The sequence below is a fragment of the Sphingomonas sp. AC435 genome, assembly GCF_979253005.1.
Window position 1 is genome coordinate 225,244 of sequence record NZ_CEEDCJ010000003.1, and the last position, 21,882, is coordinate 247,125.

The 21,882-nt window shown below is 68.0% G+C and carries 24 protein-coding genes and 1 tRNA gene; 14 read left to right on the plus strand and 11 right to left on the minus strand.

Annotation, left to right across the window (positions count from 1 at the left end; translation table 11 throughout):
• Nucleotides 1–12 precede the first annotated feature (12 nt).
• Nucleotides 13–576, plus strand: coding sequence for a type 1 glutamine amidotransferase domain-containing protein (locus AC0CH8_RS07450; protein WP_465239328.1), 564 nt, complete (start codon nucleotides 13–15; stop codon nucleotides 574–576).
• A gap of 92 nt (nucleotides 577–668) precedes the next feature.
• On the opposite strand, the gene AC0CH8_RS07455 is transcribed toward AC0CH8_RS07450, so the two are convergent.
• The 3 genes from AC0CH8_RS07455 to AC0CH8_RS07465 are packed head-to-tail and all read right to left on the minus strand — an operon-like array spanning nucleotide 669 to nucleotide 3,215.
• Entirely contained in the window at nucleotides 669–1,742 is a 1,074-nt protein-coding gene (locus AC0CH8_RS07455) for an acyltransferase family protein (protein ID WP_465239329.1), read from the minus strand.
• Nucleotides 1,739–3,079, minus strand: a complete 1,341-nt coding sequence (locus tag AC0CH8_RS07460) for a putative O-glycosylation ligase, exosortase A system-associated (protein ID WP_465239330.1) — start codon at nucleotides 3,077–3,079, stop codon at nucleotides 1,739–1,741. The genes AC0CH8_RS07455 and AC0CH8_RS07460 overlap by 4 nt, the downstream gene beginning before the upstream one ends.
• Nucleotides 3,072–3,215 carry a hypothetical protein gene (locus AC0CH8_RS07465; RefSeq protein ID WP_204199481.1) on the minus strand — a complete coding sequence of 48 codons (144 nt, stop codon included), beginning with the start codon at nucleotides 3,213–3,215 and terminating at the stop codon, nucleotides 3,072–3,074. The genes AC0CH8_RS07460 and AC0CH8_RS07465 overlap by 8 nt, the downstream gene beginning before the upstream one ends.
• Before the next feature lie 294 nt (nucleotides 3,216–3,509).
• On the opposite strand from AC0CH8_RS07465, the gene AC0CH8_RS07470 reads away from it, so the two are divergent.
• From AC0CH8_RS07470 to AC0CH8_RS07480, 3 genes are all read left to right on the plus strand, one after another.
• A complete protein-coding gene (locus AC0CH8_RS07470) occupies nucleotides 3,510–4,748 on the plus strand; it encodes a TIGR04063 family PEP-CTERM/XrtA system glycosyltransferase (protein WP_465239331.1) in 1,239 nt (412 codons plus the stop codon).
• Entirely contained in the window at nucleotides 4,721–5,467 is a 747-nt protein-coding gene (locus AC0CH8_RS07475) for a hypothetical protein (RefSeq protein WP_465239332.1), read from the plus strand. Before AC0CH8_RS07470 ends, AC0CH8_RS07475 begins: the two co-directional genes overlap by 28 nt.
• Nucleotides 5,468–5,542: 75 nt before the next feature.
• A complete protein-coding gene (locus tag AC0CH8_RS07480) occupies nucleotides 5,543–7,105 on the plus strand; it encodes a spinster family MFS transporter (protein WP_465239333.1) in 1,563 nt (520 codons plus the stop codon).
• Nucleotides 7,106–7,169: 64 nt separating this feature from the next.
• Here the strand turns inward: AC0CH8_RS07480 and AC0CH8_RS07485 are convergent, their stop codons facing one another.
• Nucleotides 7,170–7,712 carry a superoxide dismutase family protein gene (locus AC0CH8_RS07485; RefSeq protein WP_465239334.1) on the minus strand — a complete coding sequence of 181 codons (543 nt, stop codon included), beginning with the start codon at nucleotides 7,710–7,712 and terminating at the stop codon, nucleotides 7,170–7,172.
• Between the two features lie 13 nt (nucleotides 7,713–7,725).
• Nucleotides 7,726–8,304 (minus strand): RNA 2',3'-cyclic phosphodiesterase, encoded by a 579-nt coding sequence (gene thpR / locus AC0CH8_RS07490; RefSeq protein WP_465239335.1) that lies wholly within the window; start codon nucleotides 8,302–8,304, stop codon nucleotides 7,726–7,728.
• Nucleotides 8,305–8,460: 156 nt separating this feature from the next.
• Between thpR and AC0CH8_RS07495 the strand changes: the two genes are divergently transcribed.
• The 4 genes from AC0CH8_RS07495 (at nucleotide 8,461) to AC0CH8_RS07510 (ending at nucleotide 11,226) form a co-directional block, all read left to right on the plus strand.
• Nucleotides 8,461–9,201: a Bax inhibitor-1/YccA family protein gene (locus AC0CH8_RS07495; RefSeq protein ID WP_465239336.1), complete on the plus strand. Its 741-nt coding sequence runs from the start codon at nucleotides 8,461–8,463 to the stop codon at nucleotides 9,199–9,201.
• A gap of 99 nt (nucleotides 9,202–9,300) precedes the next feature.
• Nucleotides 9,301–10,077, plus strand: coding sequence for a transglutaminase-like domain-containing protein (locus tag AC0CH8_RS07500; RefSeq protein ID WP_465239337.1), 777 nt, complete (start codon nucleotides 9,301–9,303; stop codon nucleotides 10,075–10,077).
• An 89-nt stretch (nucleotides 10,078–10,166) separates the two neighbouring features.
• Nucleotides 10,167–10,463, plus strand: coding sequence for a hypothetical protein (locus tag AC0CH8_RS07505; RefSeq protein ID WP_204196052.1), 297 nt, complete (start codon nucleotides 10,167–10,169; stop codon nucleotides 10,461–10,463).
• A gap of 220 nt (nucleotides 10,464–10,683) precedes the next feature.
• Complete coding sequence (locus AC0CH8_RS07510) at nucleotides 10,684–11,226, plus strand: hypothetical protein (protein WP_204196051.1); 543 nt, start codon at nucleotides 10,684–10,686, stop codon at nucleotides 11,224–11,226.
• A 21-nt stretch (nucleotides 11,227–11,247) separates the two neighbouring features.
• On the opposite strand, the gene AC0CH8_RS07515 is transcribed toward AC0CH8_RS07510, so the two are convergent.
• The 3 genes from AC0CH8_RS07515 to AC0CH8_RS07525 form a co-directional block, all read right to left on the minus strand.
• Nucleotides 11,248–11,979, minus strand: a complete 732-nt coding sequence (locus tag AC0CH8_RS07515) for an extensin-like domain-containing protein (protein WP_465239338.1) — start codon at nucleotides 11,977–11,979, stop codon at nucleotides 11,248–11,250.
• Nucleotides 11,979–12,728, minus strand: coding sequence for an NUDIX hydrolase (locus AC0CH8_RS07520; RefSeq protein ID WP_465239339.1), 750 nt, complete (start codon nucleotides 12,726–12,728; stop codon nucleotides 11,979–11,981). Before AC0CH8_RS07520 ends, AC0CH8_RS07515 begins: the two co-directional genes overlap by 1 nt.
• 62 nt (nucleotides 12,729–12,790) lie before the next feature.
• Nucleotides 12,791–12,866, minus strand: a tRNA-Ala gene (locus AC0CH8_RS07525).
• A 238-nt stretch (nucleotides 12,867–13,104) separates the two neighbouring features.
• Here AC0CH8_RS07525 and AC0CH8_RS07530 point away from each other — a divergent pair.
• The 3 genes from AC0CH8_RS07530 (at nucleotide 13,105) to AC0CH8_RS07540 (ending at nucleotide 15,838) form a co-directional block, all read left to right on the plus strand.
• Nucleotides 13,105–14,430 (plus strand): DUF2171 domain-containing protein, encoded by a 1,326-nt coding sequence (locus tag AC0CH8_RS07530; protein ID WP_465239340.1) that lies wholly within the window; start codon nucleotides 13,105–13,107, stop codon nucleotides 14,428–14,430.
• Nucleotides 14,431–14,542: 112 nt separating this feature from the next.
• Entirely contained in the window at nucleotides 14,543–15,529 is a 987-nt protein-coding gene (locus AC0CH8_RS07535) for an NADP-dependent oxidoreductase (RefSeq protein ID WP_465239341.1), read from the plus strand.
• A 123-nt stretch (nucleotides 15,530–15,652) separates the two neighbouring features.
• Nucleotides 15,653–15,838, plus strand: a complete 186-nt coding sequence (locus AC0CH8_RS07540; RefSeq protein WP_204196046.1) for a hypothetical protein — start codon at nucleotides 15,653–15,655, stop codon at nucleotides 15,836–15,838.
• Nucleotides 15,839–15,882: 44 nt separating this feature from the next.
• Here AC0CH8_RS07540 and ypfJ read toward each other — a convergent pair whose 3' ends face one another.
• On the minus strand, nucleotides 15,883–16,788 hold the full coding sequence (gene ypfJ / locus AC0CH8_RS07545) for a KPN_02809 family neutral zinc metallopeptidase (RefSeq protein WP_465239342.1): 906 nt from the start codon (nucleotides 16,786–16,788) through the stop codon (nucleotides 15,883–15,885).
• 119 nt (nucleotides 16,789–16,907) lie between these two features.
• Here ypfJ and AC0CH8_RS07550 point away from each other — a divergent pair, with 119 nt between their 5' ends.
• Complete coding sequence (locus tag AC0CH8_RS07550) at nucleotides 16,908–17,693, plus strand: 3-hydroxybutyrate dehydrogenase (protein WP_465239343.1); 786 nt, start codon at nucleotides 16,908–16,910, stop codon at nucleotides 17,691–17,693.
• On the plus strand, nucleotides 17,690–18,289 hold the full coding sequence (locus AC0CH8_RS07555; RefSeq protein ID WP_465239344.1) for a DUF4893 domain-containing protein: 600 nt from the start codon (nucleotides 17,690–17,692) through the stop codon (nucleotides 18,287–18,289). Before AC0CH8_RS07550 ends, AC0CH8_RS07555 begins: the two co-directional genes overlap by 4 nt.
• 60 nt (nucleotides 18,290–18,349) lie before the next feature.
• Here the strand turns inward: AC0CH8_RS07555 and AC0CH8_RS07560 are convergent, their stop codons facing one another.
• Together AC0CH8_RS07560 and AC0CH8_RS07565 are read right to left on the minus strand one after the other, a co-directional pair.
• Nucleotides 18,350–19,300, minus strand: a complete 951-nt coding sequence (locus tag AC0CH8_RS07560; RefSeq protein ID WP_465239345.1) for a cation diffusion facilitator family transporter — start codon at nucleotides 19,298–19,300, stop codon at nucleotides 18,350–18,352.
• Between the two features lie 116 nt (nucleotides 19,301–19,416).
• Complete coding sequence (locus AC0CH8_RS07565; protein ID WP_465239346.1) at nucleotides 19,417–20,298, minus strand: alpha/beta fold hydrolase; 882 nt, start codon at nucleotides 20,296–20,298, stop codon at nucleotides 19,417–19,419.
• A gap of 37 nt (nucleotides 20,299–20,335) precedes the next feature.
• Between AC0CH8_RS07565 and AC0CH8_RS07570 the strand changes: the two genes are divergently transcribed.
• Nucleotides 20,336–21,688 (plus strand): protein adenylyltransferase SelO family protein, encoded by a 1,353-nt coding sequence (locus tag AC0CH8_RS07570; protein WP_465239347.1) that lies wholly within the window; start codon nucleotides 20,336–20,338, stop codon nucleotides 21,686–21,688.
• The last annotated feature ends 194 nt before the right edge of the window (nucleotides 21,689–21,882 follow it).

Here is a 21,882-nt window from a genome sequence, read left to right on the forward strand (position 1 = left end):
GGAGTTTATCCGATGGCAGATCTTTCCAAGGCGCGCGTGCTGATGCTGGCCGCCGACGGTTTCGAGACGGTGGAATTATTCGAGCCAAAAAAGGCACTGGAGGCCGCCGGGGCGACGGTGACGCTGGCCTCGATCAAGACGGACCCGATCCAGGGCATGGAGCAGGACCTGAACAAGGCGGAGACGGCGACGCCGGACCTGACGCTGGATGAGGTGGACACCGACGATTACGACGCGCTGGTGCTGCCGGGCGGGACCTGCAATCCCGACAAGCTGCGACAGGAGGATCGCGCGGTGGAGATCGTCGCGGAGTTCATGGAGGACGACAAGATCGTCGCGGCAATCTGCCACGGCCCGTGGCTGCTGGCGGAGGCGGACGTGATCGATGGCCGCCGGCTGACCAGCTATCCGTCGATCCGCACCGATCTGGAGAATGCCGGCGGCGACGTGGCGGACGAGGAGGTCGTGGTCGACGGCAACCTGATCACCAGCCGCAAGCCGGACGATATCCCTGCGTTCAACCGGGCGATCATCGCGGCGCTGGTCGAGGAACTGGCGGACGAGCCGGAGGAGTAAAAAGCACCCTTGATCCTCCCCTCTTCAGGGGAGGTGGCGCGAATGCGCCGGAGGGGCATCCACAGGCCGAACGGTTCGTGGTTGCCCCTCCGTCACGCCTGCGGCGCGCCGCCTCCCCGTGCCGGGGAGGATTTTGGAGACCAGCCGCGCAATCCGCGCCAGCGCTGCGCCGGAACCTCCACATAGGTGTACAGGAACGCCGACGCGGCCAGTACCAGCGCAAGGAATATGGCGATCGACAGCGGCGGGACGTCGGCAACGTTGCGGACGGCCACCAGCTTGAAGGCGTGCCAGAGCACGTAATGCGACAGGTAGGTCGCATAGCTGATCGTGCCGAGCCAATGCACCGCTCGCCCCTCCAGCATATGCCCCGGCGTTCCCGCACCGAGCGCCAGCGCCAGAAGGAGCGCCGCGAGCGTAGCCGGCGCGTCGACGACCTCCGGTGCCCCGATTGCCAGCGCGACCCCGCCGACCGCCACCGCGAGCATCGGCCACCGCGCCGACACGTCACCGCGCCAGCGCAGCCATAATGCGCCCACCGCGGTCCCGGCCGCGAACTCGGTTACGCAGCGCAGGACGCCGAAGCCGGCGATATCCTGCCCGAGCATCGTTTCCCCGCGCATCGCCCAAGCGAGTACCGCTAGCGGTACGGCCACGCCTAGCAGCACCACCGGCGTCGGACACCGCCGCCAATCGATGGTGAGTACCAGAAATGGGAAGAGCGCATATGCGACCAGCTCGGCGCTGATCGACCAGGCGGGCACGTTCCATGTCGTCGGCGGCACCAGCCCCCAATCCTGCGTCAGCAACAGATGCAGCGGCAGGTCGCGATAGGGGAACTCCGCCCCCACGGGATGCCCCAGCACGCCTTGCGCGCCGATGATCGCGACCAAAGCCGCCAGCATCACCGCATGCAGCGGCCATACGCGCAGCACGCGCTTTAGCAGGAAGGCCGGGATCGCGCGCCGATCTCGTAGCCGCTCATGCCACGCCAGCCAGATGACGAAGCCGGACAGCAGGAAGAAGAAATCGACCGCCAGATAGCCCTTGTCGAGCACGCGCATCACGCCCGCCGGCACCCCTGCGATCGATCCGCGGATGTGGAACAGCACGACCAGCCACGCCGCCAGGCCGCGGGCGCCGGTCAGCGCGCGGATCTCCGTCATGCCGGCAGCGGCGGCGTGGCGCGGGCAGGGCGCACGCGACGGCCCGTCGCCTCCGCCCGGCGACGCGCGGTATAGGTGTCCAGCCCGACCTGCGCGCCGATCAGCATGTACACGAACGGCTGGAACGCGATGGCGATGAACCCCGCGCCGAGCAGGTACACCATATGCCCGGTCTGAAGCGCGGCGGCGAGCGACCCGGCCCACGCCTCGTCACCCGTGCGATACCGGCGGCGCAGCACCTCCATCCGGAACAGTCCCGCGAGGTTGATCGTCAGCCACAGAGCGAGACCGGGATAGCCCTGTTCGCCCAGCATTTCGAAATAGGCGCTGTGCCACGCGCGCCCCTGATCGGTCTGCTCGGTTTCCGTCGAGTTGTCGCCGGACGTATTCACTAGTTCGAGGCGGATGCGGTTCTGGCGATACGCCTCGAAGCCACCGCCGAACGGATGCGTCTTCGCGAACTCCCACGTCCATGCCCACACCGCGAGCCGCGTGCTGGCGGAGGCGTCGGCCTGATGGTTCTGGATCGTGCCCATGCGTTCGGTGAACGCTGACGGCAGGAACGGTACGGCGACGAGGCCGAGCACGCCGATTGCCGCCAAATAGGTCGCCTTGCGCTTTACGGTGCGCAGCGACAGCGCTGCGACGAGGCCGATGCAGAGCAGGCCGGTGCGTGTCGACGTGCCGACCGGGATCAGCAGGCACGCGAACACCAGCGCGAGGCCGAAAATCTTCACGCGCCAGTCCGGCCGGAAGATCGTGCCGTATCTCATCAGCCAGAAGATCACGGGCACGATCGCGACCGCGACGGTGGAGATCGTCGACCCCTCGTACAGGCCGCTGTTATTGTCGACCATCAGGTTCAACTGACCGTAGCCGCCACCCGAGACGAGCGTCTTTACACCGCCGACGATGATGATCGACGCGGCGGAGACCACCATGAACAGCAGCAGCGCCTCGATCCGCAGCCGGGTGCGCAGTGTCGACGGCAGGAACGCGGCGAACGCCAGCGCCTTCCACACCCAGCCCCATTTGTCCTGCGCCTCCACCGGGAAATCAGCGACCATCGTCGTCAGCCAGCAATAGATCAGCAGCAGCACGATCATGCCCTGTCGCGGGGCGAAACGGCTGTCCCGCTTGTCGTCCGCCAGCGCGAACGCCCCGACCGCGAGCACCACCGACACGAGCGAAATCGGGATCGCGTTCAACAGGTAATAGGTCAGCCGCTGCGGCGCGACGATGTCGATATAGACGTAGACGAGCACGAGCAGGAATGGTCGCCGCAGCCCCATCCCCATCAGCGCCGCGAGAAAGGCGATGAACGCGAGATCACGCACGCGGACGGCGTCCCGGCTTGGTCGCAGGCTGATCGCCGGCACGCGACTCGCGGTCGAGATCGGGCCGCTTCAGGAGCAGCCACGCCGCGAGCATCAACAGGCCATGTGTGACGCCGAGCGCGAAATTGTCGATCATCCGGTCGCGCTCCTGTGTCTCGATCCCTTCCCTGAGAGGGAGGGAGCCGCGCAGCGGCGAGTGGGTGGGGGCGGGGGTGCCCTCCGGACGCGTGTAGGGCGCGGGAGTTGAAGGCGGGTTAAGCGCGCGGTGGAACCGTTGCCTTGACCCCATCTCCGTGGGAGGAGGGTAGTCTACGGTCCCTCTCCCCTTGGGAGAGAAAAGGATGAGCGTAGCGACGGGAGGGTGAGAGTCAGCGTCAGCCCGCCCCCCCGGTTAGCGCAACCTTAAGCGCGTCCGTGCCAAGCGGCGACCATGCGTATCCTTCACATCCTCGACCACGGGCTACCTTTGCAGAGCGGTTATACGTTTCGCACGCGGGCGATCCTCACCGCGCAGGCGGCGGCGGGGCATGTCGTGGCGGCGGTTACCGCGCCGCGACAGGGCGCGTCCGCAGGCGGGATCGAGCAGGTCGACGGGCTGACCTTTCACCGCACGCCGGGCGACGGTACGCCGCGCGGGCTGGTCGGCGAGATCACCGGAATCGCTCGCTTCGCGACGCGCATCGCCGCGGCCGTGACCCAGTTTCGACCGGACATCCTGCACGCGCATTCGCCGGCGCTCGACGGGCTGGCGGCGTGGCATGTGGCGCGGCGGCACGGTTTGCCGCTGCTCTACGAGATACGCGCCTTCTGGGAGGATGCGGCGGTCGGGAACGGCACCGGCACAGAAGGCTCGCTGAAATACCGGGCGACGCGGACGCTGGAACGCTTCGTGGTCGATCGCGCCGATGCGGTCGCGGTGATCTGCGAGGGGTTGCGCGGCGACCTGATCGAACGCGGGGTCGCGGCGGACAAGATCATGGTGTCGCCCAACGGTGTCGACCTGACCCTGTTCGGCACGCCCGCCCCGCGAGACGCCGCGCTCGCCGCGACGCTGGGCCTGAACGACGACGAGGTGATCGGCTTCATCGGCAGCTTCTACCCCTATGAGGGGTTGGACGACCTGATCGCGGCGATGCCGGCGCTGGTCGCCGCGCGGCCGCGTGCGACCCTGCTGCTGGTCGGCGGCGGCCCGGCGGAGGCTGCGTTGCGAGCGCAGGCGGCGGCGTCACCGGTCGCGGAGCGTATCCGCTTCGTCGGCCGCGTCCCGCATGCGGAGGTGGAGCGCTACTACTCGCTGGTCGATATTTTGGCGTACCCGCGCAAGGCGATGCGGCTCACCGAACTGGTCACGCCGCTGAAGCCGCTGGAGGCGATGGCGCAGGGGCGGCTGGTCGCGGCCTCCGATGTCGGCGGCCACCGCGAGCTGATTCGCGACGGCGATACCGGCACGCTGTTCGCGGCGGACGATCCCGCGGCGATCGCGACGGCGCTGGCCGGATTGCTCGCGGATCGCTCCGGCTGGGAGGCGCGACGCGTGAGGGGACGCGCCTTTGTCGAGCAAGAGCGTAACTGGTCGTCAAATATTTGCCGTTACGACGCCGTTTACCAGCGGCTGGTCGAGGCCGCGAACAGGAAGTCCCGATGGTCCGCTTACCCCGCCCGCACATGACCGGCCGCCGCCTCTCGACCGGCATGATCCCGACGATCGGCGCGATCATGGCGGCGGCGCTGACCGCGATCTTCTTCCTGATCCTGCCCGACTGGCGGCTGGAGGCGGCGGTGGACGCGAGCGGTCTGGCGCAGTTGCTGCCGATGGCGAAGCCGCCGCTGGGGCTGACCGCGCGTGCGCTGATCCTGCTGGGTGGGGCAGCACTCGCGGGTGCGGTCAGTTGGTCGGCGCTGTACCTGATCTGGGGGCCGGGCGGGTTCCTCGCGCCCAAGCCGGTGCGGTTCGGCGGCATGAGCGACGTGCCGACCGCTCGCCGTGCCGATACGCACCCGGACGCGCCAACGCGGCGACCCTTGTCGGCGGAGGAGCTCGGGACGCCGCCATCTCCGCCCACTCCGCGAATCGCGCCGCCGCCACCTCCGGTCGAGCAGCCGATCCCCGCCGACCTCGAACAGCCGCTCGCCGCATTCCACCCGGGGGCGATCCTCGACGAGCCGCTGGAGCCTGTCCGCCCCGTCGCCCCGATCGCCGTGGTTGCCGCCGAGACACCGGAGGAGGAGAAGGTGGAGGAGGAGCGCATCGAAACCTTCATACTGCCGATGCCGGAGGTGACGGTCGCGCCGTCGCCAGCCGCGGGCGACCGCGCCTCGACGCTCGACGGCCTGATCGCCCGGTTGGAGCAGGGCGTCGGACGCCGTGCGCAACTGGCGCGGCGCTGACCATACCCATTCGCCGAAAAGCGGTAGGCGACCTTCGAAACCTCTGATACCTTCCTTTCCGATAAGGAGAGGGTGATGGCCGAAACGGTTCCCGAGCGGGGTGATGCGCAGGCGTCCGGCTACGCCTGGTATGTGCTCGGCATCCTGTTTCTCGTCTATGTCCTGAACTTCGTGGACCGCCAGATCATTTCGATTCTGGCGGAGGATATCAAGCGCGACCTGCACCTCGCCGATGAGGATCTCGGGTTCCTCTACGGCACTGCATTCGGGGTCTTCTACTCGCTGTTCGGCATACCCCTCGGGCGGCTGGCGGACAATTGGCATCGCGGACGGCTGATGGTGATCGGCCTGGCCCTGTGGTCGACGATGACCGCGCTGTCCGGCCTGTCGCGCAGTGGCGGGCATCTCGCGGCGGCGCGAATCGGCGTCGGCATCGGTGAGGCCACGGCGAGCCCCTCCGCCTATTCGCTGATTTCCGACTGGTTTCCGAAGCGGCTGCGCGCGACGGCGCTGTCGATCTATTCGGCGGGCCTCTACGTCGGTGGTGGCGTGTCGCTCTTCATCGGCGGGCTGATCGTCCAGAACTGGAACCGCGCCTATCCGGGCGGCGGGCCGATGGGGCTGGTCGGGTGGCAGGCGGCGTTCATGGCCGTCGGGCTTCCCGGCCTCATCGTCGCGCTGTGGATCGCGACCTTGAGGGAACCGATCCGCGGCGCGGTCGAGGGTCTGCCGCCGCCGCCCAAACATCCGGCACCGTTCGCGGAGTTCGGGCGAGAGCTGGTCACGATCATCCCGCCGCTGACGCTGATCGGCGCGGCGATGGGCGGGGCGCGCGCCCTTGCGGTGAACCTGCTGGCGGCGGGGGTTACGGTCGCCGTCGTACTGGGCCTGATCGGCGCGGGCGAGCCGTGGCCGCAATGGACCGCGGTCGGGATCGGCGCCTATGCCGTCTTCTCCTGGGGCTGTGCGTTGCGGCGGCGCGACCCTGCGACGTTCGCCCTGATCGTCGCGACGCCGGCGTTCGTGCTGACGGTCGTTGCATACGGATTGAACGCGTTCCTCGCCTATGCCGCCAGCTTCTGGGCAGCGCCCTATGCGCTGCGCGTGCTGCACGCCGCGCCGGCGGAGGCGGGGTTCTTTATCGGTGCGAGCGGCGCGCTCGGCGGGTTCCTGGGCGTGACGCTCGGCGGGATCGTTGCGGACCGGCTGCGGCGGACCAATCCGGCGGGGCGGCTGATCGTCGTGATCTTCGGGGCGATCGCGCCGTTGCCGTTCATGGCGACCGCGTTCACCGCGTCGTCGACGTGGCTGCTGTACCCAATGCTGTTCATCGGTCAGGTCTGCGCGGCGACGGCGCTCGGCGCGGCAGCCGCGACGACGCAGGACCTGGTGCTGCCGCGGATGCGCGGTACCGCGACGGCGACGTTCTTCATCGGCACGACGTTGCTGGGGTTGGCGCTCGGGCCGTATCTGGCGGGGCGGGTGTCCAGCCTGTCGGGCAGTCTGTCGACCGGCATGCTGTCGCTGATGCTCAGCGCGCCGATCACCATCGCCGCGGCGATCATGGCCTATCGGCTTGTCCCCCGCGCCGAGGCCACCCGCGAAGACCGTGCGCGGGCGGTGGGCGAGGTGATCTGAGCTTCTAGAACCTAAAACGTCATCCCGGCTCTCGCTGGGATGACGTGAATAGTGAGCTTGGGTTTTACCCCGCCTGGAAGACTCCGCAGGCGATGCGCCCGCCGCTTTTGCCCGAGGGGTCGGTGCGCAGATCGTCGGCACTGGCATGCACCACCATCGCGCTGCCGTCCGCATCGAGCAGCCCGGCCATCGTCGCGCCGGGGATCGTGATCGCCAGCGTGCCCCGGCCGTCGGTGCCGACGATCAGGTTCGGGAGGTCGCCTTCGTGCGGCCCCGCCGGGTTCATCGTGCCATGCTGCTTCGATGTCGGGTTCCAGTGACCGCCGGCGGTCGTGAAGTCCGGCGCGTCGCAGCGGCCGACCATGTGGATGTGCGCGCCGTGCGTCCCCGGCGGCAGCGCGCTGGCGTCGAGAGAGACGCGCAGGCCGCCCTCGACCTCCGTCGCGGTTGCGCGGCCGGCATCGGCGTTGGTCGCGGTGCGCAGGCTGGCGACCGCGGTTCCGCCACCCGGCGTCACCGTGCCCATCTCCGCCTTGTCGGTCGCGCAGCCGGACAGTCCCACCAGCATCGCCGCGCCGGCCGTCATCATCACCAGGGTGGTCCGCATCGTCATTCTCCCTCTATTCCGTGGAAGGCCAACCAGCAGCCGCGTCGCGGGTTCCGAGCGGCCAGCGCGCGACCAGTTCGTAGCTTGCCCGCTCACGTCCCAGATGACTGCGATACAGCTCGATGTGCGGCAGCGAGAACGGCTCGCTGGTCAGGCCGGCATGCTGCGCCAGCCAAAGGGGAACGTCGCCATCGCCGCTCGCGGACCGGGGCAGCCGCGCGACGGTGATATGCGGCCGATACGCGCGGCGTTCCGGCGGCAGGCCGGCCATGACGCATGCGCGCTCCACCTTGGCGTGCAGTGCGGCCAGCGGCGCGGCGGGAGCGACGCCGGCCCACAGCGCATCGGGCCGGTTGCCCTTGCCGAAGCTGCCCACCCCCGCCAGCGCCACCTCCGGCACCGGCGCGGCGATGTGCGACAGCGCGGCGGCGAGGTCCTCCGCCTGCGGACGCTCGACCTCGCCGACGAAGCGCAGGGTCAGGTGAAGCTGCTCGTCATCCTGCCACCGGGCCGCCCGCACGCCGTCCATGACATCGAACAGCGCCTCCCGGATCGCGAGGGGCGGACGCAGGGCGACGAACAGGCGAATCATAGGCGTTGCTGTAGCCCGATGGACCGTAGCGCCGCCACGTGCGTTATGGCGATACAGGATCTTTTATGACATTTTCTTCATGCTTGAAGTCGGACCGAACAGGGCCGATATGATGCGGGTGGCCGGCCCCTTGCCGGTACGAAGGAGCTACATCCAATGGCCAACTGGTCCGATCCCAGACCGACTGCGACCTCGTTCGGCGCAGGCGCGGCACGTCCGCGTGACGCGGCCTACGACGCGGGTCTTCGGTCCTATATGCTGTCTGTCTACAACTACATGACGTCCGGAGTCCTGCTGACGGGCGTCGTGGCGTTGCTGTTCGCGATGAGCGGCTATGCGGAGGCGGTGTTCACGCAGCCCGGGCCGCTGAAGTACGTCATCATGTTCGCGCCGCTCGCGATCGTATTCGGCATGAGCTTCGGCCAGAGCCGGATGAGCACGGGCACGCTTCAGGCGATGTTCTGGGGCTTCGCGGTGCTGATGGGCTTGTCGCTGTCGACGATCTTCCTGCAGTATAGCCCGGTTGCGATCGCGCAGGCGTTCTTCGCGACGTCGGCGGGCTTTGCCGCGGTCAGCCTCTACGGCTACACCACGAAGAAGGACCTGTCGGCGTTCGGCACGTTCCTCATCATGGGTGTCGTCGGCCTGCTCGTCGCCAGCGTCATCAACATGTTCGTGCAGTCCGGCCCGCTGGGTCTGGTCATCAGCTTCGTCGGCGTCCTGCTGTTCGCCGGCCTGACGGCCTATGACACGCAGCGTACGAAGAGCCTCTACTATCAGGTGCAGGGCACCGACATGGTGGGCAAGGTCGTGATCATGTCGGCGCTGAGCCTGTATCTCGACTTCATCAACATGTTCCTCTTCATCCTGCGTCTGTTCGGCTCCGGCCGCGACTGATAGCCTGAGATAGCGAATCGGGGAGGCCCGGCGGCACACACCGCCGGGCCTCTTTTTTGTGCGCCTGACAGGCTGTGCACGTGACGGGGGAATAGCGGGATGCGGCTCGGGATTTCGGTGGAGCTGGATTACTGGTTCGACGCGGCGGCGGACGTGCTGTTGCAGGTCGAGGTGGCGAAGACCGCCGAGCAGGTGCTGGAGCGATCGGAACTGACGGTCTGGTCCGATCACCCCATCGCCGCGGCGATGGGCGAGGACGGAGTCGGCCAACGCTGCTGGGGCCGCGGCGAGGGGCAGTTCCGGGCACAGTACGAGGCGGAAGTCCGGATCCTGCGCTCCGATATCGACCTGACCACGCTAGGCGCGACGCCGCCGCGCCTGCTGCCCGGCGCGCTGGTGCCGTACCTGCTGCCCAGCCGCTATTGTCAGTCGGACCGGCTCGAGGGGTTCGTCGACAGCGAGTTCGCGGGCCTGACCGGCGGTGCACTGGCACAAGCCTTGGTCGACTGGACCGCAGGCGCGCTGCGCTACCAGATGGGGGCCAGCGAGGGCACGACCACGGCGCTCGACACCTTCGCGTCGCGCCGGGGCGTATGCCGCGATTACGCGCACCTTGTCGTCGCGCTGGCGCGAGCGGCGGAAATCCCGGCGCGGTGCGTCGCGGCCTATGCCCCCGGCGTCGATCCGCCCGATTTCCATGCGGTCGCGGAACTGTGGCTCGACGGCGCGTGGCGCTTGGTCGACGCGACCGGCATGGGATCGGCGGGCGAGATCGCGGTCGTGACCGCCGGGCGCGATGCGACCGACATCGCCTTCATGACCGTGTGGGGCCTGACCCGCCTTCAGCGGCAGACGGTGCGCGTGCGGCGGCTGTGATCGGATCGTCGCGAGAGAACTGGACGGGCTACAGGAACGGCGACGGGGCATGATCGTTTTGACCCTAGAACGATCATAGGAGAGCCAAGATGGCCGACATCGATAACCGCGCGCTCGACAGCCTGTCCGTTGCCCCGGGCGATCCCGACGAACCCACGGGCGGCAGTCGGGTGCAGGGGCAGGATGCGGGACGCGACAAGTCGATCGCCAAGCGGCTGGAGAAGAACCCGGAGAGCAGCGACGCGCGGCTCGACAATGCTTTGGACGAGTCGATGGACGCCAGCGATCCTGCCTCCTCGACGCAGCCCGTCCATCGCGGCAGCGAGCCCGCAGTGTCGTCGGGCTATGACGAGGAAAAGGAACGGGCGCTGCGCGACGGCGGCTGAGCGGTTCGGGCGCAACCTTTGTTTGTTGCGCAAAAGCACCATCAATCCACGATTGGGATGCGGCGAACCTCGGTTCGTCGCATCCCTTGTTGCAGCGCAGCGATTTTCGGCGATGTTCATGACGATCCGGCGACGGTTTCGTTAAGGGCGGTGTAACCACTTTTGGCGTATCCCTTGTCGGGCAGAAGCTCTGGGCGGGGTGACGACGATGGGTTCGAGGATGAAGCCGGCCGAAGGTGCGATGACGTTGGCCGAGATGAAGGAATTCGCGAGCTTCTCCAGCTCGACTCAGCGGTATATCCGTCGTTCGCTCGACATCGGTCTGGACCGCGACGACGCCATGACCCGGTGGTCGCGCGACGTGGTGGAAGCCGCCAGCATCCGCGCGCAGGCCCGCCTGTACCGCGCGCTGCCTGCGATCCGCGAGATCGTCCCCGACGACAGCGGCCTCGACGCGATCGAGCCGTTTCTGGCGCCATTGGTCACCGTGGTCGCGTTCGATCTGGGGCAGGGCCGCTTGCCCAGCTTTTCGGCGGTGCGCTTCCTCTACGAGCGGCTGATCGGTGCGGAGGTGCGCCCGTGGTTGCCCGCGGCGTTCTGCGCGGCGGCGGCGTTGCCGCATCTGCACCCAGAACTGCGGCGCACATTGCTCCAGTCGATCAGCGAAGCGGCGGCGACCGCGGCGGGCTGGTCCAACCGTCAACCGGCATTCTTCCCCTATTGGGTGGAGAAGGTCGAGGGCGCTCAGCCGATCGCGAACTGACACTCGCGCGGCGGTTGACCGTCAGCGACAGGCTCGCCACCCCATCGCCCCGCGGTTCGCCTGATCGAGGTGGAGGTGGTCGCGGTGCGCGGCATTGTAATCGGGCGACAGCGTTGTCGCGAACAGCTTGCACGCACCGTCGCGCACGCGGCGCAGGAATCGCGCCTTGCCGTCGTCTCCTTTCCAGTCGCGTGCGACGGTGATGCGCATACCATCCGTCAGGCGGAAGCCGGCAATGTCCACTGCATCGGCAGTGGAATGCTCGCTCCAGTTGCCGGCATCGCGCCCATAGATGCGTCGACAGCTATAGCTGCCGAAATGGTCGATCGAGACGACGCGCTTCCCGAACTCGGCCTCCGCAGCCGGCTGCACGACATTCCATTCCCACATCGCCAGCGCGGCGCCTACCGGGCAGGCGACGCCGAGGCCCGTGGGCACGAAGGCGATGTTGCGCGCACCGCCTGCCGCGAAACGGATACCGTCGCTATAGCCGCATTGGCCCGCTCCCGACCTTGGCGGCAGCGCGGTATAGCGGACACCGGCGCGGTCGAGCGCGGCGCGGCAGCCAGGGAAATCCTCCGTCAGCGCGGTCAGCTTGCGCCCGGTGAACAGCCCCACCGGCTGGCCGAGATCGAGCGGCGTCCACGGCAGATCCTGCGGTCGCCCCCGTAACGCGGCCCAGGCGATGAACGCGAGCGCCAACGCGATGCCGCCGAACACCAACACTCCGGCAAGGCGACGCAATACCGCCATCAACCGCGCATCGCGGCATCGAGCGGCTCGGCCGTCACCGGGTAGCCGAGATCGTCGGGGATGCAGAGCTGCTCGATGCCGTCCCGCCACGCGGGAAAGGGCGAGATCAGCCGCACCGGGTGGGCACGGGCCTGCGCAACAGCGTCGTCATAGCTGCCGAACAGCGCCAATCGCTCCAGATTGCGACGCGTCGGATAGATCAGGGCCGCCTGCCCCGCATCCGCCTCTGCCAGGATCGCGGCGGCGCTGGTCCACAGCAGGCGCACATTCTCCGTATGGTCCTCCTCCGCGACCGGCGCGTCCGCCGGTAGCCGCGCGAGGTAGAAGCGGGTGTCGAATATTCGCGACGTGGCATGGCTCGGCCGCCACCGCGCGAACGGCACCAGCGCATTGAGGTCGAGCGTGGCGCTGTCCAGCGCCTGCATCAACGGCGCGCCCGCATGCAACGCGGCGCGGGCCTCTGAGACATCGACATCCGCCGAGACGCCGATCGGCAGCCCGACCTCCTCGATCGTTTCGCGGATCGCGGCGATGCGCGCGGCCGTGTCGTCGGCATCGTCGCCCTGCATCGTCGCGGCCAGCGCCACGTCGCCGGGATCGACCCGCCCGCCCGGAAACACCAGCGCTCCTGCGGCGAACGCCATCGCCTTCGCGCGCTCGACCATCAACAGCTCGGGCGGCGCATCGACGCGATCGCGCAGGATCACCAGCGTCGCGGCGGGAATGGCGGGGCTTTGATCGTCGAACATCACTGGCGTAACGCGCGGAAGCGGTGATGATCCCGGCGCTTCATGGGATGCTGTGGGCGGGGTGGTGGAGCTGAGGGGAATCGAACCCCTGACCTCTGCAGTGCGATTGCAGCGCTCTCCCATCTGAGCTACAGCCCCGCGCCCTCCGGCAGAGCCGGCAGCAGCCCGGACAAAGCCGGGAGCGACGCCCTTAGCGAGCCGTTTCGGGCAATGCAACATGCCTTCGGTGCAGCAGCATCAAGTCACCGGGGGCGGGACGATCCCCCGGTGCGACCGGACGTGCTCCAGATCAGGAACATCGGTCCCAACTGCCCGTTTTTGCTTCCGGAAACCGAACACCGCGCGACGTGACGCGGCCGGCAACCACCGCAGGAGAATGGAGACCATCATGGGCTACGAACGCTATCCGCGAGGGAACGACCAATCCGATCCGCAGGACTCGCGCCGCGACTTCGGCACGGGCCGGGAGTATACCTATTCCAGTGCACGCGACTATGCCGCGGCCGGACGGCTGGGGCGGGACGACGATGACGGCGACCGCTCGCGCGACCGATACGGCGCACGCGATTATGGGCGGCAGAGCTACGCTCGGCAGGATTACGGCCAATCCGATGCCGGTCGTTCGGACTATGGCCGCTCCGAATATGGACGCGCGGACTACGGGCAGGGCAACCAGCCTGGACGCGGAAGCTCCGGTTATGGCGATCGCGATTACGGCGGCGATTATGGCAGCCGCGATCACGCGCGCGGCGGCAGCTACGGCGGATCGCAGGGTTTCTACGGCCGCGGTCGCGAGGGCTCTGGACAGCAGCAGGGCGGGTCGCGCGAATACCACGGCTCCTATGCCAGCGACGGCCGCCGATTCGAGGATGTCGGCCGCTACCGGCACGCGGACGACGACAATTACCGTGGTCAGCAGCAGGGTCGCGAGCAGAACCGGGACCCGAACCGCGGCGGATATGGCCGTCAGCCGCAGGGCTATGACTATGAGGATCGCGGCTTCCTGGCGCGGGCCGGGGATGAGGTCCGTTCGTGGTTCGGCGATGACGAGGCGGAGCGTCGCCGCGAGATGGATTCGCGCTACGACGAGCGGTCCGACCCGTCGCAGGGTGGCAGCGGTCAATCCCGCTACGGTAACCGCTCGCGGCATCACGACGAGGACTATCATAGCTGGCGCAGCGGCCAGATCGCCGCGCTCGACCGCGACTATGACGAATATCGCAATGAGAACCGCTCCAGGTTCGAGAACGAGTTCTCCAGCTGGCGCACAACCCGTCAGGGCCAGCGCGACCAGTTGAACAAGGTGACCGAGCATCAGGAGGTCGTCGGATCGGACGGCGCGCATGTCGGGACTGTCGACAAGGTCCGTGGCGACCGTATCCTGTTGACCAAGAACGATGTGGATGCGGGCGGTCAGCACCACTCGATCCCGTCGAGCTGGGTGCAGTCGGTCGACGACAAGGTCACGCTGACCAAGTCCGCCGACGAAGCCAAGAAGGCGTGGCGCGACGAGGACCGAAATCAGGCGATGTTCGGCTATGGTGACAACAACCGCCAGCAGGGCAGTTCGCAGGGCGGCGCCAGCGCGTCGAGCACCGCGTCGGCGACGACCGGCCGGTCGACGTCGGACCCGACCAAGACGGATGGCGACGACTTCACGTCGGACGGCAACCTGAACAAGAGTTTCCCGGGCACCTACTAACGCCCGGGACACTGCGGGAGAGGGTTCGGGCGGCGACGCCCGGACCCTTTTCATTTGTGCGATCGCCGCGCCTTCGCCAGACCCATGTGAACGACAACGAGGAGAGACATCGATGCCCCGCGCCTGGACCCTGGCGTCGCGCCCGAACGGGACGCCGACCCACGCCGACCTCGCCCTGATCGACGTGGATGCCGCGCCGCTGAACGACGGCGAAGTCCGCGTCGCCAATCGCTGGCTGTCGGTCGATCCGTACATGCGTGGCCGCATGAACGACGTGAAGAGCTACGTACCGCCCTTCGCGATCGGCGCGCCGATGGACGGCGGCGCGGTTGGCGAGGTGACGGAGAGCCGCAGCGACGCGCTGAAGGTCGGCGACATGGTCCTGCACATGCAGGGCTGGCGCGACGAGGCGACCGGCCCTGCGGCGGCCTTCACGAAGCTGCCCGCGCTCGATGCGCCGCCACAGGCGTTCCTCGGCAGGCTTGGCATGCCCGGTATGACCGCGTATTTCGGCCTGCTCGCGGTGGCGGAGGCGAAGGAAGGCGACACGGTGTTCGTCTCGGCGGCGGCGGGTGCGGTCGGCTCCACGGTCGTGCAGATCGCCAAGGCCAAGGGCATGACCGTGATCGGCTCGGCCGGTGGTGCCGACAAGGGCGAGTGGGTCCGCTCGCTCGGCGCAGACGGGGTCATCGACTACAAGGCGGGATCGGTGGTCCGCGCGCTGGGCGAGGCGGCCCCGAACGGCATCGACGTGTATTTCGACAATGTCGGTGGCGATCATCTGGACGCGGCATTGGCGCATGCGCGGCCCCGCGCGCGCTTCGCGATCTGCGGGATGATCGACGTGTACAACGACGCCAAGCCCACGCAGTTGAAGTATCTCGCGCGCCTGATTGGCAACCGCGTGCGGATGCAGGGCTTTATCGTCAGCGACTACATGAACCGCGCGGGCGAGTTCTACGCGGAGATGGGTTCGCTCGTCGCCAGTGGAAAGCTGCGTGGCGAAGAGACGGTATTCGACGGACTGGATACCGCACCGGACGCGTTCCTCGGCCTGTTCAGCGGCGGCAACACCGGCAAAATGCTGGTCCGTCTGTAACCGCGGCGGGGAGGGCAGGCTGCTGCGGCCCTCCCCGCGTACGATCGCGTACTAACTTGTCCTAATGCGCGCCAGATCGGCTTGATGCATGAGTCAAGCACCTGTTAGATTTGGGTTTCGATCATGCGCACCGACTGCGACTATTACTACAAGCGAGCCGAAGCCGAATTGGAGATGGCGCAGCGATCCACTGTGCCGGAGGCGGTCAAGGCGCACTACATGCTGGCCGGTTATTATCTCGACCACGTCTACGCAAACGGGGTCGGCGAACACTCGCAACTAACGCAGCTGCTCGCCGCCTCGCGCTGAGGACCACGCCGGGGGCGGCACGCTTGCCGCCCCCCGTCAGGGTCTTACAACGACCCCTTGAACGTATCGCACTGCGCCGGATCGCCGGTCTGCAAACCACGCCGCAACCATTCCATCCGCTGTGCCGAGGTGCCGTGCGTGAAATTGTCGGGCGACACGCGCCCCTTGGTCAGCGTGTCGTCGCCGATCGCGGAGGCGGCGGTCATGCCCTCCTCGACGTCGCCCGGATCGAGCCGGTCGCGATTTTGCGCCGCCCATACGCCGGCATAGCAATCCGCCTGCAACTCCAGCCGGACGGACGCGGCATTGCCCTCCGCCTCGCCGGCGGACCGCTGGATGCGCTGCACCTGTTCGGAGGTGCCGAGCAGGTTCTGGATGTGGTGGCCGAATTCATGCGCGATCACGTAATATTGCGCGAAATCCCCCTTCGCCCCGAATCGGTTGGCCAGTTCGTCGAAGAAGCTGGTGTCGAGATAGATGTTGTCGTCGGTCGGGCAGTAGAACGGCCCCATCGCGGATTGGGCTGCGCCGCAACCCGACTGGCCGTTGCGGCTGAAGAACTGCAGGCCCGGTGCCTTGAACTGCTGGCCCGACTTGGCGAAGATCGCCTCCCACGTATTTTCTGCGGAGCTGAACGCGTTGCAGGCGGCGCGTTTGGCCGGGTCGGAGGAGCAGATCGCGGTCGCGCTCTTCTCGCCGGCCTGAGGCGCGGTGCGCGTCACCTGCGTCCCCGACCCGCCGCCACCGCCGATCATGGATCCGATGTTGCCGAGTCCGCCGAACACCGCCAGCAGGATCAGCACGACGACGATGCCACCGCAGCCGAAGCGGCTGCCGATCAGCGGCAACAGCCCGAACAACAGCCCGCCGCCGCCACCGCCACCGAAGCCGCCGCCACGATCGCCCTGGTCCCCGACGTTGATATTCGGGTCGAAATCGTCGAGCCTCATGGCACTTGCCCCTTTGCCGTATCCGCCCGTTGAATGCGCGACGGACCCAAGAGGTTCAAGGGCCGTTGATCGGACGAGGCGGCCCGGCCAGACTGGCGGCAGGCGTGGGGGAGTTGACGATGTTCCTGAAGGGCAAGACGGCGGTCGTGACCGGTTCGACCAGCGGCATCGGGCTGGCCTATGCCCGTGCGCTGGCGGCGGAGGGTGCGGCGGTCGTCATCAACGGTTTCGGCGAGGCGGACGCGATCGAGGCGATTCGCGCCGAACTGGCGACGACCAGCGGCGCGACCGCGCTGTACGACGCCGCCGACATGACCCGGCCCGACCAGATCGCGGCGATGATCGAGCGTGCAGTCGCCGAAACCGGATCGATCGACATCCTCATCAGCAATGCCGGCATCCAGCATGTCGCGCCCGTCGCGGAGTTCCCGCCGGAGAAGTGGGACGCGATCCTGGCGATCAACCTGTCGTCCGTGTTTCATGCGATGCGCGCCGCGATCCCGCACATGAAGGCGCAGGGCTGGGGCCGGATCATCTCCACCGCTTCCGCCCACTCGCTGGTCGCGAGTCCCAACAAATCCGCCTATGTCGCCGCCAAGCACGGCCTGATGGGCCTGACCAAGACGGTGGCGCTGGAAGTGGCGCAGGCGGGGATCACCGCCAACTGCATTTCCCCCGGCTATGTCTGGACGCCGCTGGTGGAGGGGCAGATCCCCGACACGATGAAGGCGCGCGGGATGACGCGGGATCAGGTGATGAACGACGTGCTGCTCGCCGCGCAGCCGACCAAGGAGTTCGTCACCCCCGAACAGGTCGCCGCGCTCGCGCTATTCCTGTGCCGCGACGAGGCGAAGGCGATCACCGGTACCAACCTGTCGATGGATGGCGGCTGGACCGCACAATGAGGCGCGCGCCCGCCGCCGTCACGGCCGCTGCCGCCTTGCTGGTCGTCACCAGTGCGGGGCAGGCCGTCGACTGGCGCCGCACCGCGACCCCCAACGATCGCGGGCGCCTGCGCGGCTGGCGCGACGCCTGGGTCGCCGCGTTGACGCAGGCGCGCGGCACGCCGGACGGCGCGACGGCGATCGCCCATGACCGGGTGCTCTACGACCCGGATCATGCGCTGGTCGACCCGGTGCCGCCGGCAGGCGACTATCGATGCCGGACGGTGAAGCTCGGCGGCGGCGACGCGCCGAGCTTCGTCGCCTATGAATGGTTCCGCTGCCGGGTAGGGGAGGGGAAGGACGCGGCGTCCTTCGCAAAGACCACCGGATCGCAGCGTCCGGTCGGCATGCTCTACCCCGACACTGATGCGCGCGCGGTATTCCTCGGCACGTTGTCGCTCGGCGACGAGACCCGCGCGATGCCGTACGGCCGCGATCGTTCGCGCGACATCGCAGGTATCATCGAGCGCATCGGCGAGCGCCGCTGGCGGCTGGTGCTGCCTTATCCAGCGTTCGAGTCCACGCTGGACCTCATCGAACTGGTGCCGGCGGAGTAGCGCAAGGGGTCCGACCATCCGTCATCGCTTCGCTGCGCTCGCAACGACGTTAGTGTGGCGTCAGACCGTTCCGGGTGTCGCCACGAACGCGTCCTCGCGCCGTTCTGGCCGGATGTAGATCGACGATAGCGTCGGTAGTTCGTCGTGCAGCTTCGCTTCCAGCGCCTCGATGATCCGCTCTCCATCGCCCATCGTCACGGCATCCTCGAAATCGGCGCTGATCGCGACGAACACCGCGTCGGGGGCGGTGTGGATCGTGCGGACATGATTGACGGCGGCGATGCCCGGATACGCGGCGACGATGTCGCGGATGCGGGCGATCGTCGCCGGATCGGTCCGCTCGCCGATCAATAGCCCCTTGCTCTCGCGCGCGAGCAACACCGCGACCAGCGCCAGGATGCACCCGATCGCGATCGACGCGATGCCGTCCAGCGCCGGATTGTCGTAATAGTGGCTCGCCCACACACCGACCGCCGCGATGACCAGCCCGGCGAGCGCCGCCGAATCCTCGAACAGGACGATGAAGCCGGCCGGGTCCTTGGACTCGCGGATCGCCTGCCACCAGCCGGTGTCGCCCTTGGACGCGGAGAACTCGCGCACCGCGATCGTCCACGACGATCCCTCCAGCAGCACGGAAATGCCCAGCACGATGTAGTTGACAAGGGGGCTGGTCAGCGGCTCCGGCTCGACGATGTGCCGCCACCCCTCGTAGATCGACACGCCCGCGCCGATCGCGAAGATCAGGATCGCGACGACGAACGCCCAGAAATACAGCTCGCGACCATATCCGAACGGGTGAGCGGTGTCGGGGGAACGGCGGCTGCGATGCTGGCCGTACAGCAGCAGGATCTGGTTGCCGCTGTCGACGCAGCTATGCACCCCCTCCGTCAGCATCGACGACGATCCGGTGATCCCCGCCGCGATGAACTTGGCGACGCCGATGCCCAGATTGGCAGCCAGCGCGCCGTAGAGGACGATATTCTCGCGGATGCGGCCAGTCAGCGTCGTCATGAAGGTCTATCCGGTGCGCGCCGCCGGAGTGTCGGCACTGACAGCGATGAACGCGCTACGCCCGACTTGGTCCCCGCCTGCCCGACTTGGTCCCCGCCTGTTTGTCATCACATCGCTCAGTGTCGCGCGCGCACCTTGTCCAGCCACGCCCCGATCGCGCCCGCGGCCTCCGGCTCGGCCAGCGTGGGTGCGTGGCCGATTCCCGGCACCGTCGCCAGCGTGGCGTCGGGCAGCGCCGCGATCATCCGCTCCGCCACCGGGCCCGACAGGATGTCAGATCGCTCGCCGCGCACCACCAGCACCGGCGCATCGCTCAGCGCCGCCAGCGCCGACCACATATCGGGCCCGCTCTCCGCGCCCGGCACGCGGAACGGCTCGGCGATGCGCAGGTCGTAATCCAGCACGATCCGCCCCGCACTGGTCAGCCGGTACAGCCGCTTGGCCATCGCCAGCCACTCCTCCAGCCCCCAGTCGGGATAGATGTCGCGGTTCGCCTCCGCCACGGTGCGCGCGGCATGCAGCCAGGTCGGGCAGCTCGACCCCTTGCCGACATAGCCGCGGATGCGTGACAGCCCCGCCGCATCGATCTCCGGCCCGACATCGTTGATCAGCGCGCCGGCGATCCGGCCACCGCGCGCACCCGCCAGCAACATGCCGACGATCCCGCCCAGCGACGTGCCGACCAGCGCGAACCGGTCGATCTTCTGATCCACCAGCAGCGCCTCGATATCCTGCATGTACGTGAGCGGCACGTAGCTCATCGCGTCCTTGGCGTATCCGCTCTCGCCGCGACCGCGCAGGCTGACCGCGATCACCCGCCACGCGCCCGCATGCGCCTCCGCAAACGCCTTGTAGTCGCGCGCGTTGCGAGTCAGCCCGGGAATGCACAGCAGAGGAGGGCGGCCGTCGCTTGGGGCATCGTTTCCCCCGCCGTAATCGCGCGCATGCAGGCGAACGCCGTCCGCGGACCACCAATAGACGTTCGTATAAGCGGCCATGCTTGCGTCTCCCGGTGCGCGCCACCCATATCGGGCCATGCCCGTGACGCAAGCCTATCGCCCCGCCGCCGCCCTGCTCGATCTCGGTCCGACCTTCTTCGACCCGGTCGACGCCGCCGACTTTCCCGAGACGCAACTGCGCTTCCGCAACGATCGCGCCGCCGCCACGGTCGGCCTCGACGCGTTGAGCGACGACGAATGGATCGCGCATTTCGGCCGCTTTGTACCGCTGCCCGATACGCTGCCGCAACCGCTGGCGCTGCGCTATCACGGGCATCAGTTCCGCACCTACAATCCCGATCTCGGCGACGGGCGCGGCTTCACCTTCGCGCAGATGCGCGACGATCGCGGCCGGCTGGTCGATCTCGGCACCAAGGGGTCGGGGCAGACGCCATGGAGCCGCTTCGGCGACGGTCGCCTGACGCTGAAAGGTGGCGTGCGCGAGGTGCTGGCGACGGAGATGCTCGACGCGCTCGGCGTCTCCACGTCCTCCACTTTGTCGCTGATCGAGACGGGCGAGCAGCTGGACCGCGGCGACGAGCCGTCGCCGACGCGGTCGGCGGTGATGGTCCGGCTCAGCCACGGCCATATCCGCATCGGCAGTTTTCAGCGGCTCGCCTATCTGCGGGACGACGACGGCCTGCGCCGGCTGGCCGACTATGCCCTGACGAACCTGTTCGACGAGCCGGCTGGGGATCCGGTGCGCCTGCTCCACCTCGTCGTCGGTCGCGCCGCGACGCTCGCGGCGCAATATATGGCTGCGGGCTTCGTCCACGGCGTGCTCAACACCGACAACATCAACGTCACCGGCGAGAGCTTCGATTACGGCCCTTGGCGGTTCGCACCGACCTGGGACCCTGCCTTCACCGCCGCCTATTTCGACCAGCACGGCCTCTACGCGCTCGGTCGCCAGCCGGAGGCGATCGGCTGGAACGTGATGCAGCTTGCCGCCTCGCTCCGCCCGATCGCGGAGAGCGACGCGCTGATCGAGACGGTAGAGCGCTATTCGCCGCGTATCCAGCAGGCGCTGGTGGAGGCGGTGCTGTGGCGCATGGGGCTGACGCCGCTGGGCACGCCCGACGATCGCGCGCTGGTGCGGGCGGTGGAGGCGACGCTGCGCGCCACCAGCCATCCGCTCGACCGGTTCTTTCACGACGCCTTCGCCGCCCCCTTGCCCGACAGCTATGGCGATGATTGGGCGGAGGTCCGCAGCCGCGCCGCCGACTTCGTTCCGCGCAAGGCGCGGGGCGACTATTGGACCGGCGAACCCTGTTCGATGCTGATCGACGAGGTGGAGGCGATCTGGGCGCGCATCGCCGACGATGACGATTGGTCCGCGCTCACCGAAAAGGTCGCCGCGATCCGCGCGTTCGGGGCGGCGCTGCACTGAGATTCAGTGGCAGAACGCCAGCCACAGCAGTTCCGCGCCACCCGCCAATACGACCCACCCCAGCGCCGCCGCGCTCGCGAAGTATATGCCCACCGGCAATCTCCGCATCGTGCTCCCCTAATCCCGTCCAGGCCTCCTGCTGCCGCGCGCCCTGCCGCTCCAACGACTTCTCGCATCCTCTGTGATCGTTTTCG

What these genes read in the sequence shown, in the direction of transcription:
- AC0CH8_RS07450 (WP_465239328.1), top strand. Translation starts at nt 13, where the DNA reads ATGGCAGATCTTTCCAAGGCGCGCGTGCTGATGCTGGCCGCCGACGGT.
- AC0CH8_RS07455 (WP_465239329.1), bottom strand. Translation starts at nt 1,742, where the DNA reads ATGACGGAGATCCGCGCGCTGACCGGCGCCCGCGGCCTGGCGGCGTGG.
- AC0CH8_RS07465 (WP_204199481.1), bottom strand. Translation starts at nt 3,215, where the DNA reads ATGATCGACAATTTCGCGCTCGGCGTCACACATGGCCTGTTGATGCTC.
- AC0CH8_RS07470 (WP_465239331.1), top strand. Translation starts at nt 3,510, where the DNA reads ATGCGTATCCTTCACATCCTCGACCACGGGCTACCTTTGCAGAGCGGT.
- AC0CH8_RS07475 (WP_465239332.1), top strand. Translation starts at nt 4,721, where the DNA reads ATGGTCCGCTTACCCCGCCCGCACATGACCGGCCGCCGCCTCTCGACC.
- AC0CH8_RS07480 (WP_465239333.1), top strand. Translation starts at nt 5,543, where the DNA reads ATGGCCGAAACGGTTCCCGAGCGGGGTGATGCGCAGGCGTCCGGCTAC.
- AC0CH8_RS07485 (WP_465239334.1), bottom strand. Translation starts at nt 7,712, where the DNA reads ATGCGGACCACCCTGGTGATGATGACGGCCGGCGCGGCGATGCTGGTG.
- thpR (WP_465239335.1), bottom strand. Translation starts at nt 8,304, where the DNA reads ATGATTCGCCTGTTCGTCGCCCTGCGTCCGCCCCTCGCGATCCGGGAG.
- AC0CH8_RS07495 (WP_465239336.1), top strand. Translation starts at nt 8,461, where the DNA reads ATGGCCAACTGGTCCGATCCCAGACCGACTGCGACCTCGTTCGGCGCA.
- AC0CH8_RS07500 (WP_465239337.1), top strand. Translation starts at nt 9,301, where the DNA reads ATGCGGCTCGGGATTTCGGTGGAGCTGGATTACTGGTTCGACGCGGCG.
- AC0CH8_RS07505 (WP_204196052.1), top strand. Translation starts at nt 10,167, where the DNA reads ATGGCCGACATCGATAACCGCGCGCTCGACAGCCTGTCCGTTGCCCCG.
- AC0CH8_RS07510 (WP_204196051.1), top strand. Translation starts at nt 10,684, where the DNA reads ATGAAGCCGGCCGAAGGTGCGATGACGTTGGCCGAGATGAAGGAATTC.
- AC0CH8_RS07515 (WP_465239338.1), bottom strand. Translation starts at nt 11,979, where the DNA reads ATGGCGGTATTGCGTCGCCTTGCCGGAGTGTTGGTGTTCGGCGGCATC.
- AC0CH8_RS07520 (WP_465239339.1), bottom strand. Translation starts at nt 12,728, where the DNA reads ATGTTCGACGATCAAAGCCCCGCCATTCCCGCCGCGACGCTGGTGATC.
- AC0CH8_RS07530 (WP_465239340.1), top strand. Translation starts at nt 13,105, where the DNA reads ATGGAGACCATCATGGGCTACGAACGCTATCCGCGAGGGAACGACCAA.
- AC0CH8_RS07535 (WP_465239341.1), top strand. Translation starts at nt 14,543, where the DNA reads ATGCCCCGCGCCTGGACCCTGGCGTCGCGCCCGAACGGGACGCCGACC.
- AC0CH8_RS07540 (WP_204196046.1), top strand. Translation starts at nt 15,653, where the DNA reads ATGCGCACCGACTGCGACTATTACTACAAGCGAGCCGAAGCCGAATTG.
- ypfJ (WP_465239342.1), bottom strand. Translation starts at nt 16,788, where the DNA reads ATGAGGCTCGACGATTTCGACCCGAATATCAACGTCGGGGACCAGGGC.
- AC0CH8_RS07550 (WP_465239343.1), top strand. Translation starts at nt 16,908, where the DNA reads ATGTTCCTGAAGGGCAAGACGGCGGTCGTGACCGGTTCGACCAGCGGC.
- AC0CH8_RS07555 (WP_465239344.1), top strand. Translation starts at nt 17,690, where the DNA reads ATGAGGCGCGCGCCCGCCGCCGTCACGGCCGCTGCCGCCTTGCTGGTC.
- AC0CH8_RS07560 (WP_465239345.1), bottom strand. Translation starts at nt 19,300, where the DNA reads ATGACGACGCTGACTGGCCGCATCCGCGAGAATATCGTCCTCTACGGC.
- AC0CH8_RS07565 (WP_465239346.1), bottom strand. Translation starts at nt 20,298, where the DNA reads ATGGCCGCTTATACGAACGTCTATTGGTGGTCCGCGGACGGCGTTCGC.
- AC0CH8_RS07570 (WP_465239347.1), top strand. Translation starts at nt 20,336, where the DNA reads ATGCCCGTGACGCAAGCCTATCGCCCCGCCGCCGCCCTGCTCGATCTC.